Genomic DNA, 19,308 nt, shown 5'->3' on the forward strand with positions numbered 1-19,308 from the left:
TACCTATTTATTACAACCCTTGAACCTGAATCTTTCAGGGATTTAACATTCAACCTCAGTTTTTGAACGCGATCCTTTCAAAAACCTAATAAAAATCCAGAAATAAGGCTTTTATAAAGCTCCGAATAGTCTCCAGAATCTTCTTTTATGAAAATTCGAGTTTGCCTCTTTTCTTGAATAGTTCTGTGAAAGGATCTCACTATTCTGTGAATAGGTTTGCCAGGTCTATCCTGTACATGTATGTCCTTTCCAGAGTTAAAACCAAGTTTCGAAAATATCAACTCTAACTCTGCCATTTGGCGCGGTGGCAATATCACCCAAAACGCGCCATCCTTACTCAAAAGCTGGTCTACTGAACTTGCTAAATCCTCAAATGATAGACTGTCGGTATGTAATGCTTGGTTTCTCTTAGAATCTGGAGATTTCAAATGATCTGGGAAATATGGAGGATTTGAAACGATCAAATCGAAAGAGGACTTCTTCTTCAAATCCTGAATTGCCCCTTGTAAAATCTCTATCCTATCAGAAAAAATGCTTTGCTCAAAATTCATCTTAGCCTGCTCAAAGGCATCTTGATCAATTTCTATTGCAAAAATATTTGCTTGCTCAAAGCGCTGGGCCAACATCAAAGAAATGACACCTGTCCCAGTTCCTATATCCAGAATAGTTTTGGCATCTTCCCCCTCCGCTAATGATCCTAAAAGGACTGCATCGGTAGAAATCTTCATGGCACAGCGATCCTGTTCCACCCGAAACTGCTGAAACTGAAACCAGCTATTGCCCATCAGGTCCTGGCTTTACTAAATAATCTGGATTTGAATCGTGGCCTGTCCTCCATCACATTCAATTCATCCTCTGAAACCCGCTTTACGCTTTCTATCGTATAAAAAGCCTTTTCATCGATTTCCTTAACCTTTGCGATGAATTCCTGAAGATTCTCCCGCTTCATCACAGTAAAAAGTAGATTCACTTTTCCATACCTTCCTTCCGCTCCCACACTGGTAAACCTGTAATCTCTTTCCTTCATAAACTCTAATAATTTGGGTTCAGAAATTGGCGTAATGATTCTTACCAACACTCTCCCCAAGGCCAATTTTTCTTCGAAAAACATACCTACGTAAGTTCCTGTACCAAAGCCGGCAGCATAGGCAATGTAGGACATAGGATTATTGATATTTTGGAAGATTTGCCCGATAGCGAGCAACCAAATGAGCGCTTCAAAAAACCCTAAAAAAGGAGCGACATTCCGCTTTCCGCTCATCATAAACATGATGCGAAGGGTATTAATCGATACATCTCCGACCCTAGCTATGAATATCAAAGCAGGCATGATGACATAGTTGAAAAGCTGTTCGGAAACCCCTAATTCGTATAAGAAATCTTGCATTTGCCTTCGGTCTTGATGAAAGCACAAAGGTACCACTTTCCCGGCAAGGCGAGAAGAATATCTTCCAAACTCAGATTTTTCTATTTCGACCGGCTGGAATACCAAACGCCAAGAATTGAGCCGTCATGATGATCAAAAACCAAATCAACAAATCCCAATCTCCGATCAAATCCAAAGAAATCCCGAATAAAAGTGGGCCTAAAGCAGCTAAAACATAACCTGCAGATTGAACCATTCCGGAAAGCTTGGCCGTAGTCCTATCCTCAATGGTTCTAAGAGAAATTAAAGTATATGCAATACTCAAGCTGGCACCGCTCCCTATTCCTATGATGGTCAATGATACAAAGGCAACCCAATCCAGCTCAATGAAAAGCAATCCATAGCCTAAGAAATAAGCCAAGCCAACACCGATTATTACTCCAGTCTGTTCTTTTTGCTTGATCAAAAAATTAGGAGCGAAAAAGGTCCCCAAAAGCGAAATAAGCTGGGCATAAGATAAAGCAATCCCGGCTAATACAGGACTCATTCCTCTTGAGATCAACATGTCAGGAAGCCAGGTGACCATGGTAAAATACATGACTGATTGAGCACCCATAAACAAAGTGACCTGCCAAGCGAGGGTGGATTTCCAGACATTTTTGATAGCCTCATTGCTCAAATTTGCAGCTTTGGGCTTCAATTTTACTTGAGGAAACCAAACAGCCAAGGCCAATAGCATAACCAGAGACCAAGAAGCTAAAGAGCCTCTCCAACCCAAATTTAAATCTACAGCCAAAGGTACGCTCAGTCCAGAAGCGATGGCGGCAAAAAGCGACATGCCCGTGGATAGAATTGCGGTCATCAAACCCATTTTTTCCGGAATTCTGGCTTTGAAAAGGGGAATCATTAGCACATTGGCAATGACAATCCCGATTCCAGTCAAGGCAGTTCCAACAAAAAGCAGGGTTGTTCCCCCCAATACTCGAATAATTACACCAACTGTCAGCAGGGAAATACCCAGAAATATCGCTCTTGCATTCCCAATACGTTTTCCTATTGATGGCGCAAAGAGGGAGAAGATCGCGAAAGTGATCAATGAAAGCGTGGTAAGAAACCCAGCCAGTCCATTGGAAATATCCAAATCCTCCCGAATGAATGGAATTAGTGGTCCCACAGACGCGATAGAGGTTCGCAAATTGATAGAAATCAAAGCAATCCCAAAAATCAATAAGAGCTGGCTTTTTTTAGATGGAGTCAAAGAAGAGACATTAATTCAGTTTCCCTAATCTATTTTATGTTGGATACTTTTATTCGGATTAAAATTTTACAAAGTCTCCCCTCAAGCACTCCCTTTCTTCATTTCAGCTTTTAGACTTCAGCTTTCTCACTTTGAATTTCAGACTTCTAACTTCAGCTTTCAGACTTCTTGAGACCGTTTCGTTCCTCGCGGTGACGGCACTGCTTTCTACCTACTGCCTACTTTTCAGCCTTCTCATTTCAGCTTTCAGCCTTCCAATTTCAGCCTTCCAACTTCAGCTTTCAGACTTTTCAAGAATGTGTTTCCACCAAATCTTTCACACAGTCTATCCAAGTATCAGTAGAGTTTAGACTTGGAACCAAATCCCATTTTTCGCCTCCTAACTCCTCAAACTCTTCCTTGTATTCTTCGCCTACCTCCACGGTAGTTTCCAAACAATCCGCCACAAATGCCGGCGAGAAGACCAATACTTTTTTGACTCCTTGCTCTGCGAGCTCTTTGATTACATCTTCAGTATAAGGCTTGATCCAAGGATCCTTACCTAATCTGGACTGAAAACAAGTCATGACTTTGTCCTCCGGCAATCCCAGTTTTGCGGCCACTAAGCGTGTGGTATGAAAGCATTGAGCTCGGTAACAAAATTGGTTTTTAGGACCGTATTTATTACAGCAGGCTCCCAACTTACAATAATTATCCACCGACCCCTTCCGGATTTGTCTCTCTGGTAATCCATGATAAGAAAAGAGGTAACGATCATATTGATCTTGCTGCATCATCTCCTTACCCAATTCTTCCCACGCCTGAATGAACAATGGATGCTCTACAAAATTGCTGATAAAGGTAATCTCAGGAATAATCTGCCAGCCTCGAGCAATTTCCATTACCTTGTCAATCACGGAACCATTGGTTGCAGAGGCATATTGAGGAAAAAGTGGCAGAACGATGATCTTCCTCACCTTAGCATCCATCAACTCTTTCAATCCTGACTCAATACTTGGGCTTTGGTAGCGCATAGCCATGGAAACCAAATACTCCTCAGCGTCCAGCTTGGCAACCAGTTTTTCTTTTAAGTCTTCTGTATGAAAAAGCAGAGGTGATCCCCTGTCCGTCCAGAGTTTTCTGTATTCTTTAGCGGATTTTGGAGCCCGAAAAGGCGCAATAATCAAATTCACTAACATCCAACGGGGAATAAATGGAAAGTCAATCACTCTTCCATCCATCAAAAATTCCCGAAGATATTTTCTTACGTCTCCAGTTTTGGTGCTATCTGGAGTCCCTAAATTGACGAGTAAAACGCCAATTTTTCCGCTTTTGGCCATGATTTATTGTTTGATAATGGGTGTTGAACCTTTACAACTCAAAATTACGAGAGAAAGTTAAATCAAGCCAATTGAACCGACTTATATGACATTGATAAAAGCTTTTAGATTTTGAGCCTACCTGCCCAGCCCATCAAAGGACCTGAAGCAATGGAAGAAACTAATGCCAAAATCACCAAACCGATAAACAGAGAGTCTGAAACCAAGCCAGATTCCAATGCAATCAACCCCAATATGATATCCATGCTACCTCTGGTGCTCAAGCCGAAACCCACAATGATCGACTCTCTTCTAGGAACTTGGGCCAATCTACTTCCAAAGTAGGCTCCATAATACTTGGTCAATAAGCCGACGATGACAATCACTCCCGTCACTCCCAAATCAAAACTTTCAATAAAATTCACCTTCAATCCAATTGAAACAAAGAATATGGGAGCGAAAATATTATTGATAAACTGATGAAGAATCTCCTTGGCTTTTTCGGTCAAATACTCCGAATCTCCCAAGGCTACGCCGATAATAAAGGCTCCGAAAATGGCGTGAATTCCTATAAACTCTGTAAAAGATGCTGCCAAAAAACAAATGGCTAAAGAAAGTGACAATAAGCCTCCCGGCCAGGCCATTTTCTTGTTGACCCAAGGAAGTGTCTTATTGATCAAGCCTTTGCCAATAGTCAGCATGATTAAGGTAAATGCCAGCGTCAGACCGATAGTTGGCCAGACTCCCAAGCCTCCACTTCCTGATTCCGATAGAGAAAGAATCACTGAAAACACAATCCAACCTAATACATCCACAATCATCGCAGCGGCTATGATCAGAAGTCCGGTTTGAGTTTTGAATAAATTCAAATCCATCAAAATCCGGGCAACCACTGCCAAAGCCGTAATTCCTATGGCCAAACCAAAGAAGGTAGAAGCTACTATCCTGTCATTAATATTGACTCCCAAAAACTCCGGGAAGGCATAGGCTACTACAAACCCAGCAATAATGGGAAGCACCATGGAGGCTACCGCAATTTTGAGTGCATTTTTCCCTTGACTCCAGACAATCTGCAGTTCCACTTCAAGTCCAGCAATGAAGAGGAGCAAGACCACAGAAATCTGCACAAATCCATCCAATGCTATATTGGACATTTCATGCGAACCAAACAGATATTCCTGAAAGCCCGGCATCAAAGAACCCAAAATAGTGGGTCCCAAAACAATACCTGCTAATATTTCGCCTACCACAGCAGGCTGCTTCAATTTTCTGGCAATCTCAGCAAAAACTCTGGCCATGATCAACATAGCCGCAAGTTGGAGGAGGAGATTGATGACCTCCTTATGGTTTAACGTTTCCATGGAGGTTTATTTTTTTACGATTAAAAGATTGCAAGGAAGGGTGCTGAGCAGCTCTTCCAAGTCATGCGGGAAAATCCTATCAAAGAAATTGAGCTTTCTCTCGTCTCCTACTACCAACAGATTGGCATCAGTTTTTTCACAGAACCTTGCCAACTCCACAGCCCATTTTCCTCCGGTAACTTTTATATTAATTTTCAACTTTCCTTTATCTAGGTCTTTAAGAATTTGCTCCACATAGTCAATCTCATTCTGAACCAGCTGTCTTCTGGTATGAGCAATTTCTTCTTCCGAATCCTCACTAGCCGTTCCCATTTGCAAACCATACATTTTGATTTCATTCAAAATAGACACCTGGTCTGCCTTGACCACTTTTGAAAACTCCAAGCCATGCTTGATCACTTGAGGGGTAATTTCCAGTTGGGTTCCATTGATGACCACTCTGGAAAATTCGGAGGTTTTAACTCTTGGCTCGATCAGGGTCAGTACCGAGCAGGGAGATTTTCTGATGATTTTTCTCCCGACAGAACCCATATAATACTTAAACAGACCTTCTTGTTTCAAAGCTCCGGCAACCAATAGATCCACCTTTTCCTCTCTGCAAGCCTGAAGAATCATTTTTACAGGCTTTCCTTCCTTCCACAAGACTTTGGATTTCGCAGGATCACATTGGTTTTTTTTAATTAATTCAGTCAGCTTTTTCTCTAATTCGGGCGTTTTAACACCTACATGAATCAGAATCAATTCCGAATCAAAAAGCAATACCAGCCTTTTGACTTCAGCAATAAGCGCCTCAATTCGAGGTGAAAATGCTATTGCAAGGGCAATTTTTTGATACATAAAGGTTGATGGGTTTAACTCAAATAAACGAAAAATCGTGAACCTAACAACAAAAAAATGCTTCCCGCCATTTATCCAAAGCTGTTCCCACTCACGCATATTTATGGCTTCCAGAAAAACAGACCTGCATTTTGTCCTTAATTTTTAATAAAATTCAGGAGAAATAATCTTTGAAAAATCATACAAAACAGAATTTTAAACTCAATTGATTTATGAAAAAAATCGTACTCGGTTGCCTGATGGCTGTCGGTATGGCCTGGTCGGGAGCAGCTTCTGCTCAATCCGATTATCCCACACTGAGCCAGCTCAATCAGCGCCTGCAGCGAATAGGCTCCAATGCCTCTGCTGAATTAAAGTCCCTTACCAAAACCCCGGGGGGAAAAGATATTTGGGTTTTGAAAGTTGGTACTGGCGATAAAGACCAAAAGCCAGCTATTGCAGTAGTCGGCGGGGTAGAAGGATTTCACGTTCTCAGCGTAGAACTGGCTACAAGATTTGCTGAAGACCTGATTAGCAAACATGCATCTGCATTGGAGAATACCACATTTTATATTTTCCCAAATATGTCTCCTGATGCTTATGAGCAATATCATGCTTCTCTGAAATATGAAAGAAGGGGAAATGCAGCATCTGTAGACCATGATCGTGATGGCAAGGCAGGAGAAAATGGCTATACAGACCTCAATGGAGATGGATACATTACCTGGATGAGAGTTGAAGATCCAATGGGAGACTACATGCTATCCAAAGAAGATGATCGGGTACTGGTCAAAGCAGATAGAAGCAAGGGAGAAGCTGGAAAGTATTTCGTTTACAAGGAAAGCAAAGACGATGATCAGGATGGAAAGTTTGCCGAGGACTTGAAGGAGGGTATTGCATTCAACAAGTCCTTAACTTATAAATTCCCGGTTTTCCAGCCATTGGCAGGTGATATTCCTGTCTCTCAGCCAGAATCTAGAGCCATGTTGGACTATCTTTTTGACCAATGGAACATTTTTGCCTTTGTGACCTTTTCGCCTGCAAACAATCTTTCATCTCCATTGAAATACAATGCAGGTGAAGCAAGAAAGCGGGTAGTCACTTCTATTCTGGAGAAAGATCAGGCAATAAATGCTATGGTTTCCGGGATCTACAATGAAACTGTTTCTCAGAAAGCCTATCAGCAAACAAATCAGGGCACAGACGGGGACTTTTTCCAGTGGGCTTATTTCCATTTTGCCCGCTTGAGTTATAGCACTCCTGCTTACTGGACTCCTGAATATAAAGGAAAAAGCAATCCTGAAGCTACCTATTTAGCCTGGGCTGATTCACTGGGCTGGAAGGATGTCTTTGTTCCTTGGAAGGAAATTTCACATCCAGATTTCCCTGGCAAAAAAGTAGAAGTGGGAGGTATTAAGCCATTTGTCATGCACAACCCTCCTTTTGAAAAAGTAGAAAAAATCGCTGAAGAACATACCGATTTCATTCTTAAGCTGGCTGAAATGCAGCCTAAATTACAAGTGCAGAATTTGAAGATTGAATCTTTGGGGAACGGTTTAACCCGTGTGAGTTTGGATTTATTTAACAACTCTCCACTTCCTACACATTCAGAAATGGGAGAAAGATCCAGGTGGCTTCGCAAAATCCGTGTGGATATGAATGCTCCGGCGGACAGAGTGATTTCCGGAGAAAAAATCCAACTGATTGACTCCATCGATGCTTTCGGAAAAAGCAGTTTGAGCTGGATCATCAGAGGAAAAGGAGATGTCAGCATCAAAGCAGGAGCACCTCATGTGGGCTTTATCAACGCAACTTTCAAACTCTAAGCCATGAAACAGATAAAAACAAAGAACTTAATTCTTGCCTTGGCCATGAGTGCATTAGGCTTTGGCCAAATAGAAAGCCAGGCTCAGGAAAAGTTTTTCAGGGCAGTGGGCACACCCCATCAACCTAAAGTAGAAACCGCTTGGAACAGGTATTATACTTACGAAGGACTGGTGGATGTCATGCAAAAAATCGCAAAAGCACATCCCAAATTGGCAAAAATAGAAGCCATCGGAAAATCTTATGAAGGAAGAGATATTATGACTCTGACCATTACAGATTTTGAATCCGGAAAAGATACAGACAAGCCAGCCATGTGGATTGACGGGAATATTCACTCCAATGAAATTCAGGGTGCCGAGTTTGCCTTGTACACAGCCTGGTATTTGACGGAAATGCATGGAAGCAATGAGTTTATCCAGCAACTCCTAAAGGATAAAACTTTCTATATCACGCCTACGATTAACCCGGATGCTAGAAATGATTTCTTTTTGAAGCCAAATACTCAAAACACTCCTCGCTCTGGTGTAATGAAGCTGGATAATGACGGAGATGGCTTGGCAGGTGAAGATGAAATGGATGACTTAGATGGAGATGGACATATCACCATGATGATTAGAAAATCACCAACCGGCAGATATATCAAAGACCCATTGGATCCCAGAAGATTGGTAGCTGTAGGTCCTGATCAGGTAGGAGAATATGAGATGCTGGGACAGGAAGGAACCGACCTCGATGGAGACGGAAGAATCAATGATGATGATGTAGGTTATTACGATCCCAACAGAGATTGGGGCTGGAATTGGCAACCTGACTATATTCAAAGAGGAGCTCTTCGCTATCCTTTCACTTTACCAGAAAACCGCTCTGTGATGGAGTTTGTGATGAAGCATCCAAACATTGCCGGTGCCCAGAGTTATCATAACTACGGAGGAATGATCCTAAGAGGCCCAGGTGCTGAGGAGGATGTCAATACCTACAATCGTGAGGATATCAGAATTTATGATGCCATTGCAAAAAAAGGTGAAGAAATGATGCCAGGATATAGGTATTTGACAGTTTACAAGGACCTTTATTCCGTATTTGGAGGCGAATTGGATTGGTTTTATGGAAACCGTGGGATATTCACTTATTCCAATGAGTTGATGATTTCCTATTTATACTTCCATCAGAATGCAGGTCGAGGCAATCAGGAAGAACAATTGAAAGTAGATCAGCTTTTGACTTTTGGTGATGCCTTTGTGGATTGGAAAAGTTATGAGCACCCACAGTTTGGAGAGATCGAGATTGGTGGTTTCAAGAAAACCTTTGGAAGAGCCCATCCAGGCTTCTTGATGGAGCAAGACGCACACAGAAATTCTGCCTTTACTATTTACCACGCTTATCATACTCCGAAACTTTCTGTCATGGATGTAAAGGAGGAAGATTTGGGAGGCGGACTGAAAGCAATCACAGCGACCATTTTCAATGAAAGAATGATGCCTACGCATTCCTCTCAGGATTTGAAATACAATATCGAAAGACCAGACTATGTGAGCATCTCCGGTGCAAAAGTGGTGGCTGGATTTGTAGTAGAGGACGAGGATTTCAAACGCTATAAAGAACAAAAACACTCACCGGAAAAAATTGCGGTGGAAAATATCCCTGGAATGAGTGCGGTGAAAGTTCGCTGGATTGTATCCTCAGGATCTAATTACAGCATCAGCGTCGATTCCGCCAAAGGTGGAAAAGCTAGTTGGAAGAAGTAAGGAAATCTGAATGACAAAACATAAATCCCGCTAATAATTATTGGCGGGATTTTTTTGTAAAGTTTTAGACAATGAATCAATTAACCACGAAGTGGTTAAACCTCTCAATAACCGCCAGTGAAACTGGTGGTATGATGACGCTCAAATTTGGCGCATCTCAACTCTAAAGGAGTTGAACTCTTTTTCTCCCCTCAAATCCTTATATTCAAGGTAAATATGTCACTATGCTACGCTGCATTTTCACTTTTACTCTTCTTTTTTACTCGGTGGGGATATATGCTCAGGAAAGGCCGAAGATTTTAATCACTTATTTTTCACAATCAGGAAACACACAACAAATGGCAGAGGCTGTAGCAAGAGGAGCCAACTCTGTCGATTCAGTAGAAGTACTTTTATTGGCTATCGAAGATGTAAAGGTCGAAGATTTACTTCAAGCAAAAGGTATCATCTTAGGTTCACCAGTGTACAATGGCAATCCGGCACCCCCAGTTTTGGAATTCATCAATTCATGGCCTTTTGAAGGGAGACCCTTGAAAGATAAAATAGGGGCAGCTTTTTCTACCGGAGGAGGAATCTCTATCGGCGAAGAAGGAGTCCTGCTTTCTATCTTGAAGTCTATGCTAATTCACGGGTTGTTAGTCATGGGTGGGGAAGAAGTCGAAGCAGCTTTTGGAGCTTCCGCAATCACCGATGAAGGCCCCTTTCAAATGGATTCACTTGATCCGATATTTTTGAAGAAAGCTGAAAATTTGGGAAAACGTGTTGCGAACAGAGTCCTTAGCTTTCAATAGATCTACCTAAAATTAAAAGGCATTTTTTTAACAACTCATTATGCCTACATCATTAAACTTCCATATAACAATGAAATACATATTTTGCTTTTTATAAAAAGCATTATTACAAAATAGTTTTTTAAAAAACCATTTTATATTTTTGCTTTCTCAAGAAATCGCCTATGAAGCATCTCATAGAAAAGTCAGACAGAAAAATTCAGCTTGTAAAAGGGAAACCTAAGCGGTACTTATTTGACAAAATTGACTGGAGCCAACGGCTGATATTGATCTTGGGGTACCGAGGTGTTGGAAAAACAACTCTCCTACTGCAATACCTTTCAGATTCAAATACTAAGGGAATTTATTTAAGCTTAGATGATTTTTTCTTTGAGTCCAATAGATTAATTGAAACTATCTATACACTCTATCAAGAGGGCATTCGATTGTTCTTGTTAGATGAAGTACACCGTTACTTTTATTGGTCAAAAGACCTTAAGCAACTTTACGACGATTATCCTGATATACAGGTAGTTGCCACAGGGTCCTCTATTCTTGACTTGTCAAAAGGAAATGCGGATTTATCAAGAAGAGCATCTGTTTATAAATTGAATGGCCTTTCTTTCAGAGAGTTTTTACTTTTTGAGAAAAAATTAACTATCCAGCAGCTCTCCTTGGAGGATATTATTCAAAAACATTCGACAATCGGACCGGAGATATTGGATATAATAAATTATCCAGAAGATTTTGGAAACTATTTAAAATATGGATTCTTCCCGTTTTTCAGAGAAGCAAAAAGCACTTATTACCAAAAGTTGGAAGAAACCATCAATCTAGTAATTGAAACGGATATAGCACCTTTTGAAGATTTGCAGCATTCCACTGTAAGAACCATGAAAAAACTACTTTTTGTCATCAGTGAATCAGTCCCTTTCACCCCTAATATTAACAAGCTTTCAGAAAAATTAGAAGCCCCCAGAAACACCATTTTGAGGCTTTTAGATTATTTAGATCAAGCACAAATTCTAAATTTGTTGAGATCTGATGCGAAGGGTACAAGCTTTTTACAAAAGCCGGAAAAAATCTTTTTAAACAATCCGAATTTCATTCATCTCTTCTCTCCCACACAACCTGACTTAGGAAATATCAGAGAAACCTTTTTCTACAATCAAACCAGCACCGTGCATGCCGTAACTTCATCCAAATACTCCGATTTTTTGATCGACGAAAGCTATGTCTTTGAAATCGGAGGACCTTCGAAAAGTACTGAACAAATTAAAGGCTTACCCAACGCGTATCTGGCTTTGGATATTAAGGGAGGAAATCAGAAGCGGATTCCACTCTGGTTGTTTGGCTTTTTATACTGAGCCAAAAAACCTAGACAAAAAAATAACCCCGCCTCAGACCAAAGCGGGGTTGTATACAATTGGTTAGTTTTCAATTAAAGGGCAGACATATATTTGTCAAAACCGTTGTCTGTGGAAACTTTGAATCGAATGTCAGTTCCTACATTCTGAATAGTATAAAGTTTGTGCAATCCCTGAGGATCCTCTACTCTTTCAGAGTGAATCAATTTGTCTCCATCGAAAATCGAAACTGTAATTTCTTTAGCGTCTAAGTTGCTGACAAGCAAACGGTATTTATTAGCCTCAACTTTAGTCACTCTTGAATACACAGAAGGAGTTTCAGCGATGAAGTTTTCGAAAGTAGCAGTTCTTAGAACTCCAGACTGATCTAATACTTCCACTGAATAAGTACCTTTAGGCAAAGCCGTCAAATCGTATCTTTTTGCAAAAGCTTCATCTTTCACGATTCTGTCTCTCAATACTAATCTGTTGTCACTATCCATGATTTTTACAATCACAGTTCCCAGTGGCGCTTCTGATACTGCCACAGTTACTTTCGAAGGTTCTGACTGTCTGATTTCAACAGTCTTTTCTGATCCTGCTGCAAAGGCTCCTGTTACCATCCCGGCAACAAAAAGCATAGTCATTAATGATTTCATAATAATTGGTATAATAGGTTCTTAGATTTCTGTTTTAGTGTAACCCGGAATGGCTGATCCATTCGGAGGATATTTTGGGTCACAGGGTCCATCGGGTCTGATGGTTTTGTTTAATTAACCATTACAAAGGTAGCTAACGGGATTTTAATTACAAATGTTTCAAAAAAAATTATGTTTTATTTGATATTCCTCAATTTTCAAGCACATTTATTGAAAATACAATAATTATTTCCCGCTATCGATTGCGAAAGACATGAAATATCGCAAAAGATATATTTTAAAGAATTTAATTTTTATTTTACCTTATTTACAAAATCATGTCATGACATGAAATTAGATTTAGACTATTTCGCAATCGATTGTACCAAAAAAATATTTTTTCAATCTTTTTCATCAATTGTGGTGTTTTATAAGAAAAGCGGGAATTAATCAATGTTCCAGCGGAGAATAAAACATGAAATTACCTCTTTTAGAAGTAGGGTTATTCTCATCTCAGGAGGAATTCACATTTAATAAAAATACGTATGAAAGCTATTTGGAATAATCAGGTGATCGCAGAATCGGATCAAACAGTTGTCATAGAAGGAAATCATTATTTCCCCCGGGAATCTGTAAAAAAAGAATTCCTAAAAGATTCTGACACACATAGCACCTGCCCTTGGAAAGGTCAAGCTTCTTATTACAGTATATTGGTAGATGGAGAGCTGAACAAAGATGCTGCTTGGTACTATCCTGACCCAAAGTCCGCCGCTTCAGTAATCAAAGATCGAATAGCTTTTTGGAAAGGGGTGAAGGTGACATAGTAAGGAAAAATTAAGATCAGACTATTTTATTTCAAATATTCCAAATCGCATAAAATCTTCTTCTATATCTGGATTGATCAGTCGGATAAGAAGACGGCTGCCCGGAAGTGCCATTTGAATCTCACCATAGGGAATCCGAATATCACCTGAAATCTGTTTCCCATCTTTGAATAAAATCAATCGGTGATAATCAGGGTCTAGGGTAGTATCGTAGGATTTGAGCTCGGCCAACTTCTTTTCGAAAATACCCATTGAGATATCCCTAAGATATTCAAGTGCCAAGTAACCATTGTCCCAAGCATGGAGAGCGAAGTTTCTGGCTGATAAAATTCTACCTTTAAACTGAGGTAAATAGGATAAGGACAACTTAGAGCTTTTCAATGCGTCAAATGATTCATGATCAATCTCGATTTGATCCTTCTTCTCCAAAGCCCGGGAATCAAAAATGGTAATTTGATTATCAAAACTTGTGGTCACAAATAATTGCTTTCCATCCGGACTTTGGGTATATATGGCAGAAAGCATATTTTTCATACTAATATCCATTTTGGAAAAAATTGAAATATTCCGAGCCGGAATAAGACCAGTTGATTTTCCGGATTTTAAATTAACTCCTTCAATTAAATTGAGGCTCTCAAAATTTCTTGCAAAAGAAAAAGAAAAGGTATTTGTAATAGTCGTGATCACCACATTCTCCCCTACAGAATTTTTTAGTATAGCCAGTTTTTTTGGATAATAAATAGTAGATGTATTGAGCGGATTAAATCTTGTCTTTTTAATCAAATTCAATTTACGGTCATAGAGCAAAATTTCAATTGGAGTTTTCCCCCAAATATTCCCATCCTCAGTAAAGGCAAGACCACTCAAAGGAGAAACATGCTCGTTTGGACCTTCTCCATAAAGATTTCGAGAAATGATCTTATTTCCATTGGCATCAAAAAGGCTGATTTCAACACCATCATCCTTACTTTTTGTATATCCTAAATAGATTTGATCCTTTTCAAAATAGTCTAATATCCCAACCTCATAAAAACTGTCAATTTTAAATTCAGAGACTTTTCTAAGGCTTACTTGGGCGAAGGTTGTAGAAAACCATAAAAGCATTAATAAAGATGTATAAATAGGTTTGCTCATATTTTACTAGGATTAGAGGCTGTCTCAAGACTCAAATGAGAAGCCTTAGAATTGAATATTTGAAATTGAACTGAGATCCCTGCCAGTAAAAATCAGAGGCTTTCCCTATTTATGAGACAGCCTCTTGGTTTTTTCAAGATTATCCCATACCGCCTGATGAACAAGTGCAGGACGCATTTGGGTATTCATCTTGAGGGCAGTAAAAATTCATAGTGTTAAATGAGCAGTCATTGACACTTGTTCCTCTTGGAAGACCTGGAGTACAACGGATTTCACAATTTGAACCGGACCCAATTCCCCCAGTAATCATCTTCATCTGACTTCTTTCCAAAATTTCATTGGTGCTAAGTCTCAGCATTTCTAAACATAATTTTTTCATTATTGTAATTTTTTTGATGTGAACTTACTCCAGAACGCACCATCCGATCTGTAATTCTCTAAAATTACCTGGCTACCAATTGAATACCTATACCAATTTTACTAGATTCTAGTAAATTTTTACTCAATTAGTTGAAGGGAATCTCCATTGGGTTGATTTTTTTGTAAAAGCCAAAATATCTCTTAGAATACCGCCTAAGTTTTAAAAAGGACTCCTAAAAATCAATAACCCAGGCTCATCCTCAAAAGAAACAGCAAGATAAAAAGTCGAATCCCTGAGGAACATTTTCTTAGGTTTGAGTTTGATTCCTTCCAATTGGGTCTCCCGCGTCAAGGTTAAGTTCAGATCATATTCAAATAAGTAGGTGTCATAAGAAACACCATCCGAAGCCAATCGATAGCCAAGCCTAAAGAGCTTTTTATTATTTTCATCCAGCACAGGTCGGAGGAAATTCATTTGCTTTTCTAATTTCTTTTTAAACTCCTTTTCTTCCGTTTCATTTTTAGCTCTGAATATCTCATCAACCGGCACCAAGTCTTCAAAATATTTTGAGCTGTTAGGTTTGGTGTTTACCGTGTCCCCATTGTTCAGGTATGCGGTCATATTTGGTAAACCACGGTTTACGACTAGAATCCCACCGGGAAAATCGTTGATTACAAAAGAAGGAGAGGAATAGAAAGTAAAGGATTTGACCATGGAAATCATAGACAAATTTTTAACCAAGTCGGAAGAAGGAATCCCTCTCAGAAGAAAGGAGTCCCTTTTTGAATTATAGCTGATGATCTCCGATTCTATGGTACCGATTTCTCCGGTCGTGAAGTGGAAGAGTTCATCTTTATAGAGAAAACCTATATTCGAAAATTTCTTGGCCAATTCAGGATTAAAATAAAACAGATGATCCACCCGTATCTTATCCATTAGTTTCCCTTCTTGGTTAAAAGAATAAAACACATTGTCACCTTGAGCAATGAAGGTTTGGTCATCCAATCTTTGGAAGTCTATCAGCCAGTCTCCAATACCATCCGGTCCTTCAGAAGGCATTTTTAAGGTCGAGAGAAGTTTTCTTGTTTTTAAATCGAGGGTGTATAAGAATCTTTTCTCAAGGTTGAAAATAGAATAAGTTGACGCATCATCAGACATCGCTGAATAAGCCAAGAACTCCCCTTCTTCTCCGAGGTCGATGACTTCATCTTTGGATTCAAAAATAAGTGTATCAATTTTAACTGAATCTTTTGATGAAATAATTGTAGAACTATCATTACAAGAGAATAACAAGCTGATACAAAGCACCTTGATAACTAAAACTCTTTTCCTAAGCACAGAAAAAAAGGACCCTATCTTAAATTGAAAATTACGATAGGGTCTTTTAAAACAAGTTATTGATTGATTTCTGTGCATTGAGCTATACCTGATTCACAATGTCCCCCACCAGCGGCCTCAGCTGTAGCTTTATCCGAATAAGTTCCTGTCCAGCTTCCTGTACTGTTGTAGCAATTACATCGAAAACGTCCACCTCCTACAATTGATTTCATGTGTTTATATTTTAATTTTTATTTGCCACATGGAATGCCCTATATAATCATCCCCCTGTGTGAGAAACCTTTCTCATGGGCATTTCATCTGACTTCGCCCGAGCACCTCTTCTGAAGAAAGTCTGAGCATTTCTAAACTTAACTTTTTCATTAAATATAGTAATTATGGTTAAACTAATCGATCTGTACCCCCGATCATTAGATACTATATTATTAGCATATTTAGCCAATACCTAGTAAGATATTTCTAATTTTCAGTAAATGATCAGCCAAACTATTTCAATCTAAAAATCCCATATCTAGTGAAATCCTCTTCTTCTTCTGGGTTTAGTAATTTGATTAAAAGCGTATCGTCAGGTAAAAGCATAGCTATCTCCCCATAAGGTAATTGGATATCTTCTCCAACCTGTTTACCATTTCTGATCAAAATCAATCGACGGTAGGATGGATCGCCAAAGTGATGATAGTTTCGGTTTTCAGCTATTTTCTGTTCATAAACTTCAGGTGAAATAGCTCTGATGTATTCCAACAGGACAGTTCCATCTGATAAAACGTAAATATTATCATTTTTAGCTCCAAGATTAATTGGGCCCTTAGAAGCTATATTATTCAAAGAAATTCTGGAGGATTTCAGTACGGGGAAGTTTTCGTGGCGGATTTTGAGAGCTTCGGTTTTCTTTTTAGATCTCAGGTCTATTATTGAAATTTCATCGTCTAAAGTAGTGGTCAGATATAGTTTCCCCCGGCTTTTGTCTAGAGAATAAACAGGTGCATAAATTGAATGAATTGAAGGATCCAGTTTAGAAAAATTTGACCGACCTGAAACTGGCGCAAAGTTGTATGTCTTTTCATTTTTTGGATTGAAAACTTCTATTAGGTTTTCTTTTAGAAAATCTGTGAACCCAAAAAAAGTGGAATATCCGGAAGGTTGACTGATAAAGGAGTTATCTCCCTTCACCCCATTTTCATAGAAGTACGTCAGTTTTTTAGGACTATAGAGAGAGACAGTGTACTTGGATCTAAAAGGAATCTTTTTCGTTTTCTTCAAATTTTGATCATACCTGTAAAGATTGTGGCTGGAATGAACCCATATAGTTCCATCTTCTGCAAAGGCAATTTGATTGATAGATTCTACGATCTGATTTGGCCCCTCTCCTTGCAATTTTTCCGAGACTAAGACTTTACCATTTTCTGAGAACAAGGCAATTTTGTTTCCTTTACTCCCTTCATTGATAAATCCCAAATATTGTTTTTTGGCAGGATAGTAGTCTAAAATCTTAACTGGGTTTAAAAGATCAATTTTGAATTCAGCTATTTTTGAAAAGGTGGTTTGGGCGAAGGACGACGAAAAGCACAAAAATAAAGCGAGTGCTATAGGAATAAAATTTTTCATTTTCTTAGACTAACTTCTTTCACGAACTTGAAGATAGCTAAAAAATCTAAAAGTTTAGCCATGCGATTATCGGACAACCTTCCTCTCTTTTTCTATGAAAACTATCATTATATTCACCATTAAGCATACTTTTTGGTGAATTCATTCACTAAAAAGTATTACTTTTGGTGAATGAATGAAATAAGGATTCCGAGAATATTCGAAAACAAGATTTCTGCAAAGCTATTTAAGGGGAAGACTATTGTTCTGATCGGGGCAAGGCAGGTTGGAAAAACAACTTTGATTCGTGAAATACTAGAAGATCGGGAGTTTTTGTTTCTGGATGGTGATGATCCTTTAGTTAGACGGCAATTGACCAATCCCAATACGAAGCAAATCGAAACCCTGCTTGGCAATTCCAAAATTGTCTTTATTGATGAAGCCCAACGAATCGAAAATATTGGTATTACGGCCAAGATTATTCACGATCAATTCAAAGATGTACAATTGATTCTGAGTGGTTCTTCTGCCTTTGAGCTTCGAAACAATACCCATGAGCCCCTCACAGGCAGAAAGTTCGAATACTTTCTTTTCCCTATTTCTTATGAAGAATATGAGCAATCGGTAGGGTATTTGGATGCGTTGCGAGATTTGGAAAATCGCTTGATTTATGGCTACTATCCGGATGTCATTAATCACCGTGGGGAAGAGCGGGATATTCTAAATGAAATCACGCAAAGCTATCTGTTTAAGGATATTCTTTCTTTTGCTTCCATCAAAAAGCCTGAGGTTTTGGAAAAAATCCTTCAAGCACTTGCCTTCCAAATAGGTTCGGAAGTCAGCTACAATGAATTGGCACAGTTGACCGGAGTGGATAAAAACACGGTTTCGAGCTATATCCGACTATTGGAGCTCAGCTGCATCATTTTCCCACTTCATTCCTTCAGCAGAAATCTTCGAAATGAAATAAAGACGACCCGGAAAATTTATTTTTACGATAATGGAATCCGAAATGCGTTGATTCAAAACTTCAATCCTTTCGAATTTCGAAATGATGTTGGTGCCTTGTGGGAAAATTTTTTGATCACCGAGCGAATGAAGCGAAATCATTACCATTCGGCCTATGCAAATTCATTCTTTTGGAGAACAAAGCAACAGCAAGAAATTGATTACTTGGAGGAAGCAGGTGGGCGGATTTCGGCCTTTGAATTTAAATGGAACCCCAATGCCAAAATCAAGAAACCATCTGTATTTTTAGAAGCCTACCCAGCTGACTTTCAAGTAATTTCCCAAGATAACTTTAGAGACTTCGTGGGAATGGTGTTAGAGTCAAGATAAATGATTGAATATTCATCCCTCAAGTCAATTGCATCCCTAATCTTAAATAAGTTGCTTCCTTCCCGGGTAGTCTCCAATATTTCACGGATTTATTTTAAGGAAATAAGCTTGCCATGGTGCTTTGCGATTATTCTCAAGCAAATAGGCCCACAGTCTTTGGAGTTTGGTTGGTTGTTATGGGGGAAGGAATTTTTCAAAACAATAATTTAGTCTCTTTACTACATTATGCGGTAAAATACAATTTGTGGATTTTTCTCTAAGCCATTCTCCTTATCCCTAATAATGGAAAAATACCTATCTTCTT

19 protein-coding genes are annotated in these 19,308 nt (G+C 39.2%); 6 read left to right on the forward strand and 13 right to left on the reverse strand.

The genetic code is table 11. The features are described 5' to 3' along the window. Window positions 1-77 precede the first annotated feature (77 nt). From B2906_RS03260 to B2906_RS03285, 6 genes are all read right to left on the reverse strand, one after another. Window positions 78-785, reverse strand: a complete 708-nt coding sequence (locus B2906_RS03260; RefSeq protein ID WP_219957050.1) for a tRNA1(Val) (adenine(37)-N6)-methyltransferase — start codon at window positions 783-785, stop codon at window positions 78-80. Continuing rightward, window positions 785-1,387: a DUF2179 domain-containing protein gene (locus tag B2906_RS03265; protein ID WP_091653036.1), complete on the reverse strand. Its 603-nt coding sequence runs from the start codon at window positions 1,385-1,387 to the stop codon at window positions 785-787. Before B2906_RS03265 ends, B2906_RS03260 begins: the two co-directional genes overlap by 1 nt. Window positions 1,388-1,457: 70 nt before the next feature. Then, complete coding sequence (locus B2906_RS03270) at window positions 1,458-2,624, reverse strand: CynX/NimT family MFS transporter (RefSeq protein WP_219957051.1); 1,167 nt, start codon at window positions 2,622-2,624, stop codon at window positions 1,458-1,460. A 290-nt stretch (window positions 2,625-2,914) separates the two neighbouring features. After that, window positions 2,915-3,943, reverse strand: a complete 1,029-nt coding sequence (gene hemH, locus B2906_RS03275; protein WP_219957052.1) for a ferrochelatase — start codon at window positions 3,941-3,943, stop codon at window positions 2,915-2,917. 104 nt (window positions 3,944-4,047) lie between these two features. After that, window positions 4,048-5,283 carry a cation:proton antiporter gene (locus tag B2906_RS03280; RefSeq protein ID WP_219957053.1) on the reverse strand — a complete coding sequence of 412 codons (1,236 nt, stop codon included), beginning with the start codon at window positions 5,281-5,283 and terminating at the stop codon, window positions 4,048-4,050. A 6-nt stretch (window positions 5,284-5,289) separates the two neighbouring features. Continuing rightward, on the reverse strand, window positions 5,290-6,120 hold the full coding sequence (locus B2906_RS03285; protein WP_286935594.1) for a universal stress protein: 831 nt from the start codon (window positions 6,118-6,120) through the stop codon (window positions 5,290-5,292). A 212-nt stretch (window positions 6,121-6,332) separates the two neighbouring features. On the opposite strand from B2906_RS03285, the gene B2906_RS03290 reads away from it, so the two are divergent. The 4 genes from B2906_RS03290 to B2906_RS03305 all read left to right on the forward strand — a co-directional run bounded on the left by B2906_RS03290 (window position 6,333) and on the right by B2906_RS03305 (window position 11,808). Then, window positions 6,333-7,925 carry a M14 family metallopeptidase gene (locus tag B2906_RS03290; RefSeq protein WP_286935595.1) on the forward strand — a complete coding sequence of 531 codons (1,593 nt, stop codon included), beginning with the start codon at window positions 6,333-6,335 and terminating at the stop codon, window positions 7,923-7,925. Between the two features lie 3 nt (window positions 7,926-7,928). Beyond that, the gene (locus B2906_RS03295; protein WP_286935596.1) at window positions 7,929-9,671 is read left to right on the forward strand and encodes a M14 family metallopeptidase; all 1,743 of its coding nucleotides are present in this window, start codon (window positions 7,929-7,931) and stop codon (window positions 9,669-9,671) included. Between the two features lie 224 nt (window positions 9,672-9,895). Beyond that, window positions 9,896-10,462, forward strand: a complete 567-nt coding sequence (locus tag B2906_RS03300) for a flavodoxin family protein (RefSeq protein ID WP_286935597.1) — start codon at window positions 9,896-9,898, stop codon at window positions 10,460-10,462. A 164-nt stretch (window positions 10,463-10,626) separates the two neighbouring features. After that, window positions 10,627-11,808, forward strand: a complete 1,182-nt coding sequence (locus tag B2906_RS03305; RefSeq protein ID WP_219957058.1) for an ATP-binding protein — start codon at window positions 10,627-10,629, stop codon at window positions 11,806-11,808. 74 nt (window positions 11,809-11,882) lie between these two features. Here B2906_RS03305 and B2906_RS03310 read toward each other — a convergent pair whose 3' ends face one another. Continuing rightward, window positions 11,883-12,446: a hypothetical protein gene (locus tag B2906_RS03310; protein ID WP_139217461.1), complete on the reverse strand. Its 564-nt coding sequence runs from the start codon at window positions 12,444-12,446 to the stop codon at window positions 11,883-11,885. 524 nt (window positions 12,447-12,970) lie between these two features. On the opposite strand from B2906_RS03310, the gene B2906_RS03315 reads away from it, so the two are divergent. Next, window positions 12,971-13,249, forward strand: a complete 279-nt coding sequence (locus B2906_RS03315; protein WP_286935598.1) for a DUF427 domain-containing protein — start codon at window positions 12,971-12,973, stop codon at window positions 13,247-13,249. A 21-nt stretch (window positions 13,250-13,270) separates the two neighbouring features. Here B2906_RS03315 and B2906_RS03320 read toward each other — a convergent pair whose 3' ends face one another. The 5 genes from B2906_RS03320 to B2906_RS03340 form a co-directional block, all read right to left on the reverse strand. Beyond that, window positions 13,271-14,383 carry a hypothetical protein gene (locus B2906_RS03320; RefSeq protein ID WP_286935599.1) on the reverse strand — a complete coding sequence of 371 codons (1,113 nt, stop codon included), beginning with the start codon at window positions 14,381-14,383 and terminating at the stop codon, window positions 13,271-13,273. Between the two features lie 139 nt (window positions 14,384-14,522). Further along, the gene (locus B2906_RS03325; protein ID WP_286935600.1) at window positions 14,523-14,762 is read right to left on the reverse strand and encodes a hypothetical protein; all 240 of its coding nucleotides are present in this window, start codon (window positions 14,760-14,762) and stop codon (window positions 14,523-14,525) included. Window positions 14,763-14,963: 201 nt separating this feature from the next. Beyond that, window positions 14,964-16,082 (reverse strand): DUF4221 family protein, encoded by a 1,119-nt coding sequence (locus B2906_RS03330; protein WP_286935602.1) that lies wholly within the window; start codon window positions 16,080-16,082, stop codon window positions 14,964-14,966. 56 nt (window positions 16,083-16,138) lie between these two features. After that, the gene (locus B2906_RS03335; protein WP_286935604.1) at window positions 16,139-16,294 is read right to left on the reverse strand and encodes a hypothetical protein; all 156 of its coding nucleotides are present in this window, start codon (window positions 16,292-16,294) and stop codon (window positions 16,139-16,141) included. A 274-nt stretch (window positions 16,295-16,568) separates the two neighbouring features. Next, the gene (locus B2906_RS03340; protein WP_286935605.1) at window positions 16,569-17,687 is read right to left on the reverse strand and encodes a hypothetical protein; all 1,119 of its coding nucleotides are present in this window, start codon (window positions 17,685-17,687) and stop codon (window positions 16,569-16,571) included. Window positions 17,688-17,858: 171 nt separating this feature from the next. On the opposite strand from B2906_RS03340, the gene B2906_RS03345 reads away from it, so the two are divergent. Further along, the gene (locus tag B2906_RS03345) at window positions 17,859-19,004 is read left to right on the forward strand and encodes an ATP-binding protein (RefSeq protein WP_219957062.1); all 1,146 of its coding nucleotides are present in this window, start codon (window positions 17,859-17,861) and stop codon (window positions 19,002-19,004) included. An 89-nt stretch (window positions 19,005-19,093) separates the two neighbouring features. Here B2906_RS03345 and B2906_RS03350 read toward each other — a convergent pair whose 3' ends face one another. Continuing rightward, window positions 19,094-19,201, reverse strand: a complete 108-nt coding sequence (locus B2906_RS03350) for a cysteine peptidase family C39 domain-containing protein (protein WP_219957063.1) — start codon at window positions 19,199-19,201, stop codon at window positions 19,094-19,096. Window positions 19,202-19,308 lie beyond the last annotated feature (107 nt).

Origin of the sequence: Algoriphagus sp. UBA3586, from assembly GCF_002376385.1 — a bacterium.
GTDB lineage: Bacteria > Bacteroidota > Bacteroidia > Cytophagales > Cyclobacteriaceae > Algoriphagus > Algoriphagus ornithinivorans.